We start from the raw sequence: 14,910 nt of genomic DNA on the forward strand, positions 1-14,910 counted from the left end.
GTACTCTGGGTCGGTCCACCCATAAAGCTCCGAAAGGTACGCCCCGGTGACCGCAAACGCAGAGGTGCAGGCACTCCTCGACCGCGCCGCCGAGGGGGGGCGGATCACCCCACAAGAGGCCCTCGACCTTTACCGCTCGGCTCCGCTGCACGCGCTGGGGGCCGCGGCCGACGCGGTCCGGCGCCGTCGCTACGCGGGCACCGAGCACATCGCGACGTACATCATCGAACGGAACATCAACTACACCAACGTCTGCGTGACGGCGTGCAAGTTCTGCGCCTTCTACGCCCCTCCGAAGGACACCGCGAAGGGCTGGACCCGCGACCTCGACGACATCCTGCGCCGCTGCGCGGAGACCGTCGAGCTGGGCGGCACGCAGATCATGTTCCAGGGCGGCCACCACCCGGACTACGGGGTGGACTACTACGAGAAGCACTTCTCGGCGATCAAGCAGGCGTTCCCGCAGCTGGTGATCCACTCGCTGGGGGCCTCCGAGGTCGAGCACATGGCGCGGATCTCGGGCGTCTCGGCCGAGGAGGCCATCCGCCGCATCCACGCGGCCGGGCTTGACTCCTTCGCGGGCGCGGGCGCCGAGCTGCTCCCCGAGCGGCCGCGCAAGGCCATCGCGCCGCTGAAGGAGTCCGGTGAGCGCTGGCTGGAGATCATGGAGATCGCCCACAACCTCGGCGTGGAGTCCACCAGCACCATGCTGATGGGCACCGGCGAGACCAACGCCGAGCGGATCGAGCACCTCCGCATGATCCGCGACGTACAGGACCGGACGGGCGGCTTCCGCGCCTTCATCCCGTACACCTACCAGCCCGAGAACAACCACCTGAAGGGCCAGACGCAGGCCACTGTCTTCGAGTACCTGCGGATGATCGCCATCGCCCGGCTGTTCCTCGACAACGTGGCGCACATCCAGGGTTCCTGGCTGACCGTCGGCAAGGAGGCCGGCCAGCTGGCCCTGCACTACGGGGCGGACGACCTCGGCTCGGTGATGCTGGAGGAGAACGTGGTCTCCTCGGCGGGCGCCCGCCACCGGTCGAACCGGATGGAGCTGCTCCACCTCATCCGTGCCGCCGGGCGGATTCCCGCACAGCGCGCCACGACGTACGAGCACCTGGTGGTGCACGACGACCCGGCGAACGACCCGGTCGACGACCACGTCGTCTCGCACCTGTCCTCGACGGCGATCGACGGTGGCACGGCCCACCCCGAGCTGACGGTGATCCAGGCGTCCTGATGCTCACGCTCCACGCCGCGCCCGTCGTCCGGGTCACCCCCGGCGCCGCGGCGCCGCTGCACGACGCCGCCGTAGCGGTCGACGGCGACCGCATCGCGGCCATCGGCCCCCTGGCGGAGCTGCGGGAGACCTATCCGCGGGCCCGGGTGCGGGAGTGGCCCGGGGAGCTCGGTCCGGCCCTGGTCCACGAGGGCCCGGTGCCGGACGCGCCCAGCCCGCGGGAGCGGATCCACGCTCTGCTGCGGCGGGGCGCGACCGCCGTCCTGGCCCACCACCTCGGCGACGCCGAACTGCGCGCGGCCGCCCACCGGGGCGGCATCGCCGTCCTGGACCGGCCACGGCCGCCCGCCCTCGCCCCGGCGGGCCGCGCCGACCTGGCCGTCTTCGACGCGGACGGTGCCTGCCTGGCCACGGTGGTGGCGGGGCGGCTGGTGCACCGGCGCCGCTGATGGCACGCCGGGCCCCGGGCGGGGACGCGGGACCCGCGAGGTGAACAATGGGGGCGTGAGCCGAGCATCCCTGGACAAGCAGCCGCACGAAGTCGCCGCCATGTTCGACGACGTGGCGGCCAAATACGACCTCACCAACGATGTGCTGTCGCTCGGGCAGGCCCGGCTGTGGCGCAAGGCCGTCGCTCGGGCCGTGGACGCGCGCGCCGGTGAGCGGGTGCTGGACCTGGCCGCCGGTACGGGGACGTCCTCGCTCCCGTTCCGGGACGCGGGCGCGTACGTGGTGCCGTGCGACTTCTCGCTCGGGATGCTCCGCGAGGGCAAGAAGCGTCATCCGGCGCTGCCGCTGACGGCGGGCGACGCGACCCGGCTGCCCTTCGCGGACGGGGTCTTCGACGCCGTCACCATCTCGTTCGGGCTGCGGAACGTCCAGAACACACAGGGAGCGCTGGGCGAGATGCTGCGGGTGACCCGGCCCGGCGGACGGATCGTCATCTGCGAGTTCAGCCACCCCACATGGCAGCCGTTCCGCACGGTCTACACCGAGTACCTGATGCGCGCGCTGCCGCCGATCGCGACGTCGGTCAGCAGCAACCCGGACGCGTATGTCTACCTCGCCGAGTCCATCCGGGCCTGGCCGGACCAGCCCGGTCTCGCCGCCCGGCTGCGGTCGGCCGGCTGGGAGCGCCCGGCCTGGCGCAACCTCACCGGCGGCGTGGTGGCCCTCCACCGGGCGTACAAGCCGTAAGGCGGCCGGTAACCGGGATACAAGCCGTAAGGCGGCCGTACGACCCGTAAGGCGGCCGTACGACCCGTAAGGCGGCCATGGGCGGTCCCGGGGCCGGTCCGCGGGGGCGAGGGCGGGGATGACGGCCCTTCGCGAGTGCCGGAGTACCGCCCCCCATAGACTGCAGCTGTCCAGTGCCCGGCGTGACCGGCACGCCGTTACCGAGGCTTGGGGAGACCCCGCGTGAGCGAGACCGCACCCACCGAGAGCGCGTCCTCCGGGATCTCGGAGCGCAGCGCCGATGTGATCGTCGTCGGCGCCGGACCGGCCGGCTCCACCACCGCGTACTACCTCGCCAAGGCGGGGCTGGACGTGCTGCTGCTGGAGAAGACGGCCTTTCCGCGCGAGAAGGTGTGCGGTGACGGCCTGACCCCGCGCGCCACCAAGCAGCTCGTGTCCATGGGCATCGACATCTCCGAGGAGGCGGGCTGGCTGCGCAACCGCGGCCTGCGGATCATCGCCGGCGGGGTGCGGCTCCAGCTCGACTGGCCGGAGCTGGCCGCGTACCCCAACTACGGCCTGGTCCGTAAGCGCGATGACTTCGACGAGCAGCTGGCGCGGCAGGCGCAGAAGGCCGGGGCCCGGCTGTACGAGCGCTGCACTGTGGGAGCCCCGATCATCGACGGGCGCACCGGCCGGATCACCGGGGTCGAGGCCAAGCTGGGCGAGGAGAAGACGCCCGTCACCTTCCACGCCCCCCTGGTGGTCGCCGCCGACGGCAACTCCACCCGGCTCTCGCTCGCCATGGGGCTGCACCGGCGCGAGGACCGTCCGATGGGCGTGGCCGTACGGACGTACTTCACCTCGCCCCGCCATGACGACGACTACCTGGAGTCCTGGCTGGAGTTGTGGGACCGGCGCGGCGCGGAGGACCGGCTGCTGCCCGGCTACGGCTGGATCTTCGGCATGGGCGACGGCACGAGCAACGTTGGCCTTGGCGTCCTCAACACCTCGTCCTCCTTCAAGGAGCTCGACTGGCGCGAGGTGCTCAAGGCGTGGTGCGCCTCGATGCCGGAGGACTGGGGCTACACCCCGGAGAACATGACCGGCCCGATCCGCGGCGCCGCGCTCCCCATGGCCTTCAACCGCCAGCCGCACTACACCCGCGGGCTGCTGCTCGTCGGGGACGCGGGCGGCATGGTCAACCCGTTCAACGGGGAGGGCATCGCCTATGCGATGGAATCCGGGCAGATCGCCGCGGACGTGATCGTCCAGGCTCATGCCCGCGCCACCGCCTCCCAGCGCGAACTGGCCCTCCAGCGCTACCCGAAGGTCCTCAAGGACACCTACGGCGGCTACTACACGCTGGGCCGGGCGTTCGTGAAGCTGATCGGCAATCCGAAGGTCATGAAGCTGGCGGCGCAGCGCGGGCTGACGCATCCGATGCTGATGCGGTTCACGCTCAAGCTGCTGGCGAATCTGACGGATCCGACGGGCGGCGACGCCATGGACCGCATCATCAACGGCCTCACCAAGGTGACCCCGCGCGCCTGACGGCGCCCCGAAAGGGGCGCGGGGAACTGCGCGCCCAGCCACAACGGCGCCGCAGCCGACCGACAACCCACCGCGGCGCTTCCAACAACGTATTGCGGCCCTCCCAGCGGAGCGCTACGCGCCGGGGCCGCCGCTCGCTATGACTCCGAACGGCGCCCGGCCCGCATCCGTCAGCCAGGCCATCCGGCCGATCCCCTCGGCCGACATGGCCGGCATCAGCACCGAGCCGCCCAGATCCTGTCCCCTGGCCACCACCGCGTCGCAGTCCGTCACCTCGAAGTACGGCAGCCACTGCGGCGGTGTCGAATGCCCCTCCTGGAGCTGGGCGACGCCGCCGAAGGAGCCCTCCCGGCCGGCGCCGGACGTCATCAGCACCGTGTACGACCCGCCGGGGAAGGGCATCTCCTCGGTGTCCCAGCCGAAGATCTTGCGGTAGAAGGCGAGGTCCTTGGCCGGATCGGGGGAGTGCAGCTCGGTCCAGCACAGGGTGCCCGGGTCGGTGACCGCGTCCAGCCCCGCCGTCCTGCCGGGCTGCCAGACGGCGAAGCGGGCGCCGCCGGGGTCGGTGAACTGGGCCATCCGCCCTTCCTCGAAGACGTCGAACGGAGCGAGCCGCACCGTGCCGCCCGCCTGCTCGACGGTCTTCGCGGTCGCCTCGGCGTCGGGGGTGTGGAAGTACGGCGTCCAGGCGGCGCGCGCGCCCTCCTCGGTGAGCGGCCCGACGGCCGCGACGGTCTTCCGGTCCAGGGTGAAGAAGCCGTACCCGCCCGCTTCGGGGCCTGCCGACTCGAAGCGCCAGCCCAGCAGGGAGCCGTAGAAGGCCACGGCCGCTTCGGTGTCGGGGGCGCCCAGATCGAGCCAGTTGGGGGCGCCGGGGACGTAATCGGTGGTGAGCATGGGGCGCTCCTTCGACGGTCGGGCGCGAAGGCGCAGGGAGTTCTGCAGGAGTGTTCTGCCGGAGATTGTCTCGTTCTGTCCGGGACTGCCTTGTTACTCAGTCTGGCACCGGGTACCGACAGCCGCCGCCGGGCTCGACATGACGCCGCCGTGCGGCGGTGGTGACAATGAAGTCAGGGGGCGCCGTGTGCGCCAGCCGCGGCGACGCCGGACCGATGGCCCACAGGGCCGGATCCACCGCCGGTGGGCCTGGCAGGAGGTACACCATGACGAAGGCAGCGGACATCATGCACCCGGGCGCGCAGTGGGTACCGGAGAACGAGACGGTGCTGCGTGCCGCCCAGCTGATGCGGGAGCTGGGCGTGGGGGCCCTGCCGGTCAGCGACGCCAACGAGCGGCTGTGCGGCATCGTGACCGACCGCGACATCGTCGTCGGTTGCATCGCGGAGAGCGCCGACCCCTCGGGGACGCCCGTCGGGGCGCTCACCAAGGGCACCCCGCGCTGGATTCCCGCGGACGCCGATGTCAGGGACGTCCTGCGGGAGATGGAGGAGCACAAGATCCGCAGGCTTCCGGTGATCGACCAGAACAAGCGGCTGGTCGGAATGATCTCCGAGGCGGATCTGGCCCATCACCTCAGCGACGACCTCCTCGGCCAGTTCGTGGAGAAGGTCTACGCGCAGTAGGCGGTAGGACGGGAAGGACGTGAGGCCGCCGTCCACGGCGGGAACGGCGGCCTCAGGATCCACATATGACCGGCGGGCGTCTTACAGGACGCGCACGGCCCCGGTGGGCGTGTCGTAGTCCAGCGGGCGCTCGACGATCCCGGTGCTCGAGTTCTGGGCGCCGATGAACTTGCCGCCGCCGACGTAGACGCCGACGTGGTACGCGCTGCCCGCGCTGCCCCAGTAGAGCAGGTCGCCCGGCTGCAGGGAGTCCAGCGAGACCGGGGTTCCGGCGGTGGACTGGTCCTGCGAGACCCGCGGCAGGCTCACGCCGACCTGCTTGAAGGCGGCCTGGGTCAGCCCGGAGCAGTCGTAGGAGGACGGACCGCTGGAGCCGAGCACGTACGCCTTGCCCAGCTGCGCCTTGAGGAAGCTGATCAGGGCCGCGGCATTGCCGGAGGCGTTGCTGACGCTGGTGGTCGAGAGCGTGGTGCGCTCGGCGGAGCGCGACGCCTTCGCCGCCTGGGTCTTGGCCTCGGCCGCCCGCTTGGCGGCCGCCTTACGAGCCGCCTCCCGGGCTTCCTTCGCCTTGCGGTCGGCCTCGGCCTTGGCCTTCTTGGCGGCGATCTTCGCGTGGGCGGCCGCCTGGTCCTTCTGGGCCTGGAGCTCGTAGTCGGACGCCGCCTGCTGGGTGGCGTCCGCGGTCTGGGCGGCCGTGTTCGCCAGCGTGGCGCTGACGGTCGGCATCTCCAGGGTGGACTCGGCGGGAGCGGCGTTGTTCTCCGTGGCGGAGGCGGGCACGGCGGCACCGGCCACCGCGAGGGTGAGGAAGCCACCGGTCACCCCTGCGCGGAGCGCACGCGTCGACGTGGCACGGCGGGGCTTCCGGTGGCTGGGTATGTGTGCGACTGGGGACATAGGTCACTGGCTACCAGGGCCCTAAGGCCCAGATCAACAAAAGTGGGGTGCGCCACATTTGGCGTGCACACGCCCAAAAACCGGGCCAAATGATCTCCACGGCCCACTCAGCCGGCTTGCCCGGATTTCGCGATCATGTGTCTACGCACGGCATTTGACGGCCAAACCGGGGCAGCGCGGGACCTACCACCGATCTGACCCTCGTACAAAGGATTCCCGTGAAATCTAGATCCACAACCCGTCTCGGCGTGGGATACCTCACTCGCTCCGACCCGCTCGTGAACGCGTGCGCGGAGCGGTGATCGCGAACGTGCGCCAACCCGTGATCCTTCGTCCCGGGACGAAGGTCACTCATGAGAATGGAAGGCAGCTATCAGCTGACGTCGGCCAGGGCAAATTTGCATGTATGTACCATGTCTTGGTAGGGGCGCAACGCGCTCACCTGTGATGACGTCTCTGAATGTCACTTCTCGTGGTCGTTCGGATGCTTCATGTACAAGATCACCGCTCATCCGACTTCATGATCGTTCGTCAGGTGGTGGAGATCACAAAGACGTTGTCGTACCCCGTGTCGCAGATCACAGACCGACGGGCATAGGATGCAGGCGAAACGGGCTTGTGAACTGCCTCACATGTACGCGATCTTCGTGGGGCGGCGGCATGTCCGTGCGGTCCGCCAAGCAGTCATCGTCGACTGAAGGGAGCGAGGACGGTGAACGCATACGCGCCCATCCTCGTACTGGGAGCCCTCGGGGCTGGTTTTGCGATCTTCTCGGTTTTCATGGCCGCGATCATCGGCCCCAAGCGCTATAACCGGGCCAAGCTCGAAGCCTATGAGTGCGGCATCGAGCCGACTCCGCATCCGGCCGGCGGTGGGCGCTTCCCCATCAAGTACTACCTGACGGCGATGCTCTTCATCGTCTTCGACATCGAGATCGTCTTCCTCTACCCCTGGGCCGTCACCTTCGACGCCCTCGGCCTGTTCGGGCTCGTGGAGATGCTCCTCTTCGTGCTCACGGTCTTCGTCGCCTACGCCTACGTGTGGCGGCGTGGCGGCCTGGAGTGGGACTAAAGGGGCTCTAGAGGAGATAGGGGAAACATCGCATGGGTATCGAAGAGAAGCTCCCGAGTGGGTTCCTGCTCACCACCGTGGAACAGGCCGCCGGGCTGGCCCGTAAGTCCTCCGTCTTCCCGGCCACCTTCGGCCTGGCCTGTTGCGCCATCGAAATGATGACCACCGGCGCGGGGCGCTACGACCTCGCGCGCTTCGGCATGGAGGTCTTCCGCGGCTCGCCCCGCCAGGCCGATCTGATGATCGTCGCCGGGCGCGTCAGCCAGAAGATGGCCCCGGTGCTGCGCCAGGTCTATGACCAGATGCCGAACCCGAAGTGGGTCATCTCCATGGGCGTCTGCGCCTCCTCCGGGGGGATGTTCAACAACTACGCGATCGTGCAGGGCGTCGATCACATCGTCCCGGTCGACATCTATCTGCCCGGCTGTCCGCCGCGGCCCGAGATGCTCATGGACTCGATCCTCAAGCTGCACGAGAAGATCCGCGAGGAGAAGCTCGGCGTCAATCGCGAGCGTGCGGCCCGTGAGGCGGAGGAAGCGGCGCTGAAGGCGCTGCCGATGATCGAGATGAAGGGGCTTCTGCGTTGACCGAGGCCAATGGGTCCAACGGGGTCAACCCGGACAAGGACCTCAACGCCGAGAACCTCCCCGGCCGCCGCGGCGACCAGGGCGAGCCCATCCGCGTCCAGCGCGGGATGTTCGGCGCCAACAACGGCGGCGACACCACCGGCTACGGCGGTCTTGTGCGCCCCGTACGGCTGCCCGGCCAGGCCACCCGGCCGTACGGGGGCTGGTTCGACGAGGTCGCCGACGAGCTCGAGGGCGCGCTCGAGGAGCAGTCGCTGCTCCCGGAGAACGCGATCGAGAAGACCGTCGTGGACCGCGATGAGCTGACCTTCCACATCGCCCGGGAGCACCTCCCGCGGGTCGCCCGGACCCTGCGCGACGACCCGGCGCTCCGCTTCGAGCTGTGCACCGGCGTCAGCGGAGTCCACTTCCCCGGCGACAAGGGCCGTGAGCTGCACGCCGTCTACCACCTGCGGTCGATCACCCATGGCCGGGTGCTCCGGCTGGAGGTGAGCGCTCCGGATGACGACCCGCACATCCCGTCGATCGTCGATGTCTATCCGACCAACGACTGGCATGAGCGCGAGACCTACGACTTCTTCGGCCTGATCTTCGACGGTCATCCCGCGCTGACGCGGATCATGATGCCCGACGACTGGCAGGGCTTCCCGCAACGCAAGGACTACCCGCTCGGCGGCATCCCCGTCGAGTACAAGGGCGCCCAGATCCCGGCTCCGGACCAGCGGAGGTCGTACAGCTGATGACTGCCCCCCATGCAACGCCTTCCGCCTCCGCCCGCGAGACGACAGAAGGCACCGTCTACACCGTCACCGGCGGCGACTGGGACGAGGTCGTGGCCGCCGCGGCGAGGACCGACGACGAGCGGATCATCGTCAACATGGGTCCGCAGCACCCCTCCACCCATGGGGTGCTCCGGCTGATCCTGGAGATCGACGGTGAGACGGTCACCGAGGCCCGCTGCGGAATCGGTTATCTGCACACCGGAATCGAGAAGAACCTCGAATTCCGGAACTGGACGCAGGGCACCACCTTCGTGACGCGCATGGACTATCTGACGCCCTTCTACAACGAGGCGGCGTACTGCCTGGGCGTCGAGAAGCTGCTCGGCATCGAGGACCAGGTCCCGGACCGCGCCTCGGTGATCCGGGTGCTGCTGATGGAGCTCAACCGGCTCTCCTCGCATCTGGTGGCCATCGCCACCGGGGGTATGGAGCTCGGCGCGACGACCATCATGATCTACGGCTTCCGGGACCGCGAGCTGATCCTGGACATCTTCGAGCTGATCACCGGTCTGCGGATGAACCACGCGTACATCCGGCCCGGCGGGCTCGCCCAGGATCTGCCGCCGGGGGCGGTCGACCAGATCCGGGCCCTTCTGAAGACGATGCGGAAGAACCTGCCCGAGTACGACAAGCTCGCCACCGGGAACCCGATCTTCAAGGCCCGGCTGCAGGACGTGGGCTACCTCGACCTCGCCGGCTGCATGGCACTCGGCATCACCGGCCCGATACTGCGGGCCACCGGGCTGCCGCACGATCTGCGCAAGACCGATCCGTACTGCGGCTATGACACCTACGACTTCGAGGTGCCGACCGCCGAGACCTGCGACGCCTACGGCCGGTTCCTGATCCGGCTGGAGGAGATGCGCCAGTCGCTGCGGATCGTCGAACAGTGCCTGGAGCGGCTGGAGCCGGGCCCGGTGATGGTCGCGGACAAGAAGATCGCCTGGCCCGCGCAGCTCGCGCTCGGCCCGGACGGCCTCGGCAACTCCCTGGACCACATTAAGAACATCATGGGCACCTCCATGGAGGCCCTGATCCACCACTTCAAGCTGGTGACCGAGGGATTCCGGGTCCCGCCCGGACAGGCGTACGCGGCGATCGAGTCGCCCAAGGGCGAACTGGGCGCCCATGTGGTCAGCGATGGCGGCACCCGCCCGTATCGCGTCCACTTCCGCGACCCGTCCTTCACCAATCTGCAGGCCGTGGCGGCGATGTGCGAGGGCGGCCAGGTCGCCGATGTGATCGTCGCCGTCGCGTCCATCGACCCCGTGATGGGAGGAGTGGACCGGTGACTGATGTCCAGCTGGGGATGCCGGAACTGCCGGCCCCCGACTACCCGGCCGAGGTGCGCACCCGGCTCGAGGAGGACGCCCGGGAGGTGATCGCCCGCTACCCGGACAGCCGCAGCGCGCTGCTGCCGCTGCTGCATCTGGTGCAGTCCGAGGAGGGCCATGTCACCCGCACCGGCATGCGGTTCTGCGCCGAGGTGCTGGGCCTCACCACCGCCGAGGTCACCGCGGTCGCCACCTTCTACACGATGTACCGGCGCAAGCCCTCCGGCGACTACCAGGTGGGGGTGTGCACCAACACCCTGTGCGCGGTGATGGGCGGCGACGCGATCTTCGAGGAGCTGCAGAGCCATCTGGGGGTGGGCAACGGGGAGACCACCGAGGACGGCAAGGTCACCCTGGAGCACATCGAGTGCAACGCGGCCTGCGACTACGCACCCGTGGTGATGGTCAACTGGGAGTTCTTCGACAACCAGACCATCGAATCCGCCAAGGCGCTGGTGGACGAGTTGCGGGCGGGCCGGACCGTCGAGCCGACCCGGGGCGCGCCGCTGTGCACCTACAAGGAGACCGCCCGCATCCTGGCCGGCTTCCCCGACGCCCGTCCGGGCGCCGTCGAGGCCGGTGGCTCCGCGGGGCCCGCCTCGCTGGTCGGGCTGCGGCTGGCCAAGGGCGAGGTCACCCCCGGCCGGGTCGTCTCGCCGAGGTCCGCGGACGCCCCGCAGGACGAGGCGCCGCCGACGCATCCCAGCTCGCATGACGCGCCGCAGCGGACCTCCGCCTCCGATCCGCACCACCCGGCCGGTCCGGTCGCCGAGGAGGGGGAGTGATGACCGTGACAACCGAGATCAATGGGCACAGCCCCGAGAAGCTGCTGGCACCCGTGCTCTCCGCGTTCTGGGACCAGCCGAACTCCTGGTCCCTGCGCACCTATCTGCGCCACGAGGGCTACGAGGGCATGCGCAAGGCCCTCGCGATGGACCCCGACGCGGTGATCGCGCTGGTGAAGGACGCGGGTCTGCGCGGCCGCGGCGGCGCCGGCTTCCCCACCGGGATGAAGTGGCAGTTCATCCCGCAGGGCGACGGCAAGCCGCACTATCTCGTCGTCAACGCCGATGAGTCGGAACCGGGCACCTGCAAGGACATCCCCCTTCTCTACGCCAATCCGCACTCCCTGATCGAGGGCATGATCATCGCCTGTCATGCCATCCGCTCCGAACACGCCTTCATCTATCTGCGCGGCGAGACCGTCCCGGTGCTGCGGCGGCTGCACGAGGCCGTGCGCGAGGCGTACGAGGAGGGCTACCTCGGCACCGCGGAACAGCGGCGGCAGAAGCTCGGGGTGGATGGACTGCCCGGTCTCGACATCACCGTGCACGCGGGCGCCGGCGCGTACATCTGTGGTGAGGAGACCGCGCTGCTGGACTCGCTGGAGGGCCGCCGCGGCCAGCCCCGGCTGCGGCCTCCCTTCCCCGCGGTCGCCGGTCTGTACGCGTGCCCCACTGTTGTCAACAACGTCGAATCCATCGCCTCGGTTCCCGCGATCCTCAACAAGGGCAAGGAATGGTTCCGTTCGATGGGCAGCGAGAAGTCCCCGGGCTTCACGCTCTACTCGCTGTCCGGCCATGTGGCCAACCCCGGACAGTACGAGGGCCCGCTCGGGATCACCCTGCGCCAGCTGCTCGACATGAGCGGCGGGATTCGCCCCGGCCACCGGCTGAAGTTCTGGACCCCGGGCGGCTCGTCCACCCCGCTGCTCACCGATGAGCACCTCGACGTCCCGCTGGACTACGAGGGCGTGGGCGCGGCCGGTTCGATGCTGGGCACCAAGGCGCTCCAGTGCTTCGACGAGACCACCTGTGTGGTGCGGGCCGTGACCCGCTGGACCGAGTTCTACGCGCATGAGTCCTGCGGCAAGTGCACACCCTGCCGCGAGGGCACGTACTGGCTGGTCCAGCTGTTGCGCGACCTCGAGGCCGGTAAGGGGCGCATGGAGGATCTCGACAAGCTGGCGGACATCGCCGACAACATCAACGGCAAGTCCTTCTGCGCTCTCGGCGACGGCGCGGCCAGTCCCATCTTCTCCTCGTTGAAGTACTTCCGTGAGGAGTACGAGCAGCACATCACCGGCGGAGGCTGTCCGTTCGACCCGGCCAAGTCCACTGTGTGGGCCGACGAGCCGCGCTCCACTCACCTGGGGGTGAACGCATGACCGTGACCACCAACGCACCCTCGTCGGGCGGGGAGGCGGCGGTGCCGCGAGAAGATCTGGTCTCCGTCACCATCGACGGGATCGAGATCTCCGTCCCCAAGGGGACGCTGGTCATCCGCGCCGCCGAACTGCTCGGCATCGAGATCCCGCGGTTCTGCGACCATCCGCTCCTCGACCCGGCCGGCGCCTGCCGCCAGTGCATCGTCGAGGTGGAGGGCCAGCGCAAGCCGATGGCCTCCTGCACCATCACCTGCACCGACGGCATGGTGGTCAAGACGCAGCTCACCTCGCCGGTGGCCGAGAAGGCCCAGCGCGGGGTGATGGAGCTGCTGCTGATCAACCACCCGCTGGACTGCCCGGTCTGCGACAAGGGCGGTGAATGCCCGCTGCAGAACCAGGCGATGAGCGCCGGACAGGCCGACAGCCGGTTCGAGGGCCAGAAGCGGACGTTCGCCAAGCCGGTCCCGATCTCGGCCCAGGTGCTGCTGGACCGCGAGCGCTGTGTGCTGTGCGCGCGCTGCACCCGCTTCTCCAACCAGATCGCGGGCGACCCGATGATCGAGCTGCTGGAGCGGGGCGCGCTGCAGCAGGTGGGCACCGGCGAGGGCGACCCGTTCGAGTCGTACTTCTCCGGGAACACCATCCAGATCTGCCCGGTGGGCGCCCTGACCTCGGCGGCGTACCGATTCCGCTCCCGCCCCTTCGACCTGGTCTCCTCGCCAAGCGTGTGCGAGCACTGCGCGGGCGGCTGCGCCACCCGCACCGACCACCGGCGCGGCAAGGTCATGCGGCGGCTGGCGGCGGACGACCCCGAGGTCAACGAGGAGTGGATCTGCGACAAGGGGCGCTTCGGCTTCCGCTACGCCCAGCTGCCGGAGCGGCTCACCATCCCGCTGGTGCGCGACCGCGAGACGGGGAAGCTGGAGCCGGCGAGCTGGCCCGCGGCGCTCGACGCGGCGGCCGAGGGGCTCAGCATGGCGCGCGGCCGCACCGGCGTGCTGACCGGCGGCCGGCTGACCGTCGAGGACGCCTACGCCTACGCGAAGTTCGCGCGGCTCGCCCTGGACACCAACGACATCGACTTCCGGGCCCGCCGGCACAGCGACGAGGAGGCCGACTTCCTGGCCACCCACATCGCGGGCCGGGGGCGTGACCTGGACGGCGGCGGACTCACCTACACCGCGCTGGAGAAGGCACCGGCCGTGCTGCTGGTCGGCTTCGAGGCGGAGGAGGAGTCGCCCGGCGTCTTCCTGCGGCTGCGCAAGGCGCACCGCAAGCACGGACAGCGCACCTTCTCGCTCGCCACCCACGTCACCCGGGGCCTCGAGAAGGCGGGCGGCACTCTGCTGCCGGCCGCCCCCGGCACCGAGACCGAGTGGCTGGACGCCATCGCGGGCCGCACCGGCCTGGACGCGGACGGGGAGCGGGCCGCCGAGGCGCTGCGCGAAGAGGGCGCGGTGATCATCGTCGGCGAGCGGCTGGCGTCCGTGGCGGGCGGGCTGACCGCCGCCGTACGGGCCGCCGCCGCCACCGGGGCCACACTCGCCTGGATCCCGCGCCGGGCGGGGGAGCGGGGCGCGATCGAGGCCGGGGCGCTGCCCGGACTGCTGCCCGGCGGCCGCCCGGCCCATGACCCGCGGGCCCGCGAGGAGGTCTCCTCCGTCTGGGGCACCGTCGACCTGCCGCATCAGGTGGGCCGGGACACCGGCCAGATCATCGAGGCCGCGGCGGTCGGCGGGCTCGGCGCGCTGCTGGTCGCGGGCGTCGAGGTCGCCGATCTGCCCGACCCCGCGCGGGCTCTGGAGGCCCTGGACGCGGTGGACTTCGTGGTCAGCCTGGAGCAGCGGCCCTCGGAGGTCAGCGAGCGGGCCGATGTGGTGCTGCCGGTCGCGGCGGTCGCCGAGAAGTCCGGCACCTTCCTCAACTGGGAGGGCCGGGCCCGGCCGTTCGAGGCCGCGCTCAAGCCCGACCAGATGACCCGCCGCCATACGCTCCCGGACGCCCGGGTGCTGCACATGCTGGCCGACGCGCTGGACGCGCCCCTGGACCTGCCGGACGTCGAGGCCGTACGGGCCGAGATGACCCGGCTCGGCACCTGGCAGGGACCGCGCGCCACCGCCTCGCTGGAGACGGGCGGTCCGCTGCCCCGGCCGGCCGAGGGCGAGGCGGTCCTCGCCGGCCATCGGCTGCTGCTCGACCAGGGCCGGCTCCAGGACGGCGATCCGGCGCTGGCCGGGACCCGCCACGCGGCCGTGGCCCGGCTGTCGGCGGCCACGGCGGACGAGGCCGGGGTCGAGGACGGCCAGCTCCTCCGCGTCACCGGCCCGGCCGGCTCGGTCCAACTGCCGCTGAGCGTCACCGCGATGCCCGACCGGGTGGTCTGGCTGCCGCTGGCCTCGGTCGGCGGCGGTGTCCAGCGCGATCTGGGGGCCCGCCCCGGCGATGTCGTGACGATCACTGCCCCCGCGACGGAGGTGACCCAGTGAGGATTCTCGCCGCAGAGGACCTGTCG

General features: G+C 70.3%; 14 protein-coding genes. 12 read left to right on the top strand and 2 right to left on the bottom strand.

Annotated features, from left to right (window positions below):
• Positions 1-46: 46 nt before the first annotated feature.
• From mqnC to J2Z30_RS39190, 4 genes are all read left to right on the top strand, one after another.
• The gene (gene mqnC / locus J2Z30_RS39175; RefSeq protein WP_044571800.1) at positions 47-1,246 is read left to right on the top strand and encodes a cyclic dehypoxanthinyl futalosine synthase; all 1,200 of its coding nucleotides are present in this window, start codon (positions 47-49) and stop codon (positions 1,244-1,246) included.
• Positions 1,246-1,695: an imidazolonepropionase-like domain-containing protein gene (locus tag J2Z30_RS39180; RefSeq protein ID WP_044571798.1), complete on the top strand. Its 450-nt coding sequence runs from the start codon at positions 1,246-1,248 to the stop codon at positions 1,693-1,695. Before mqnC ends, J2Z30_RS39180 begins: the two co-directional genes overlap by 1 nt.
• 55 nt (positions 1,696-1,750) lie before the next feature.
• Positions 1,751-2,443, top strand: a complete 693-nt coding sequence (locus J2Z30_RS39185) for a demethylmenaquinone methyltransferase (protein WP_044571796.1) — start codon at positions 1,751-1,753, stop codon at positions 2,441-2,443.
• 222 nt (positions 2,444-2,665) lie between these two features.
• Positions 2,666-3,976 (top strand): geranylgeranyl reductase family protein, encoded by a 1,311-nt coding sequence (locus tag J2Z30_RS39190; RefSeq protein WP_209469024.1) that lies wholly within the window; start codon positions 2,666-2,668, stop codon positions 3,974-3,976.
• A gap of 114 nt (positions 3,977-4,090) precedes the next feature.
• Here J2Z30_RS39190 and J2Z30_RS39195 read toward each other — a convergent pair whose 3' ends face one another.
• Complete coding sequence (locus J2Z30_RS39195; protein ID WP_044571793.1) at positions 4,091-4,873, bottom strand: VOC family protein; 783 nt, start codon at positions 4,871-4,873, stop codon at positions 4,091-4,093.
• Positions 4,874-5,139: 266 nt separating this feature from the next.
• Between J2Z30_RS39195 and J2Z30_RS39200 the strand changes: the two genes are divergently transcribed.
• Entirely contained in the window at positions 5,140-5,559 is a 420-nt protein-coding gene (locus J2Z30_RS39200; protein ID WP_044571791.1) for a CBS domain-containing protein, read from the top strand.
• Between the two features lie 81 nt (positions 5,560-5,640).
• Here the strand turns inward: J2Z30_RS39200 and J2Z30_RS39205 are convergent, their stop codons facing one another.
• Entirely contained in the window at positions 5,641-6,456 is an 816-nt protein-coding gene (locus J2Z30_RS39205) for a C40 family peptidase (protein WP_078956735.1), read from the bottom strand.
• Positions 6,457-7,168: 712 nt separating this feature from the next.
• Here J2Z30_RS39205 and J2Z30_RS39210 point away from each other — a divergent pair.
• The 7 genes from J2Z30_RS39210 to J2Z30_RS39240 are packed head-to-tail and all read left to right on the top strand — an operon-like array spanning position 7,169 to position 14,884.
• Positions 7,169-7,528, top strand: a complete 360-nt coding sequence (locus J2Z30_RS39210) for an NADH-quinone oxidoreductase subunit A (RefSeq protein WP_020869381.1) — start codon at positions 7,169-7,171, stop codon at positions 7,526-7,528.
• A gap of 32 nt (positions 7,529-7,560) precedes the next feature.
• Positions 7,561-8,115, top strand: a complete 555-nt coding sequence (locus J2Z30_RS39215; RefSeq protein WP_020869380.1) for a NuoB/complex I 20 kDa subunit family protein — start codon at positions 7,561-7,563, stop codon at positions 8,113-8,115.
• A complete protein-coding gene (locus J2Z30_RS39220; RefSeq protein ID WP_044571790.1) occupies positions 8,112-8,855 on the top strand; it encodes an NADH-quinone oxidoreductase subunit C in 744 nt (247 codons plus the stop codon). The genes J2Z30_RS39215 and J2Z30_RS39220 overlap by 4 nt, the downstream gene beginning before the upstream one ends.
• Positions 8,855-10,189, top strand: coding sequence for an NADH-quinone oxidoreductase subunit D (locus J2Z30_RS39225; protein ID WP_044571788.1), 1,335 nt, complete (start codon positions 8,855-8,857; stop codon positions 10,187-10,189). The genes J2Z30_RS39220 and J2Z30_RS39225 overlap by 1 nt, the downstream gene beginning before the upstream one ends.
• A 17-nt stretch (positions 10,190-10,206) precedes the next feature.
• Positions 10,207-11,016, top strand: coding sequence for an NADH-quinone oxidoreductase subunit NuoE (nuoE, locus tag J2Z30_RS39230; RefSeq protein ID WP_044581592.1), 810 nt, complete (start codon positions 10,207-10,209; stop codon positions 11,014-11,016).
• Complete coding sequence (nuoF, locus tag J2Z30_RS39235) at positions 11,016-12,398, top strand: NADH-quinone oxidoreductase subunit NuoF (RefSeq protein ID WP_044571781.1); 1,383 nt, start codon at positions 11,016-11,018, stop codon at positions 12,396-12,398. Before nuoE ends, nuoF begins: the two co-directional genes overlap by 1 nt.
• Positions 12,395-14,884, top strand: coding sequence for an NADH-quinone oxidoreductase subunit G (locus tag J2Z30_RS39240; protein WP_044571780.1), 2,490 nt, complete (start codon positions 12,395-12,397; stop codon positions 14,882-14,884). The genes nuoF and J2Z30_RS39240 overlap by 4 nt, the downstream gene beginning before the upstream one ends.
• The last annotated feature ends 26 nt before the right edge of the window (positions 14,885-14,910 follow it).

The organism is Streptomyces iranensis (assembly GCF_017874715.1).
In the GTDB taxonomy this organism is placed as follows: Bacteria; Actinomycetota; Actinomycetes; order Streptomycetales; family Streptomycetaceae; genus Streptomyces; species Streptomyces iranensis.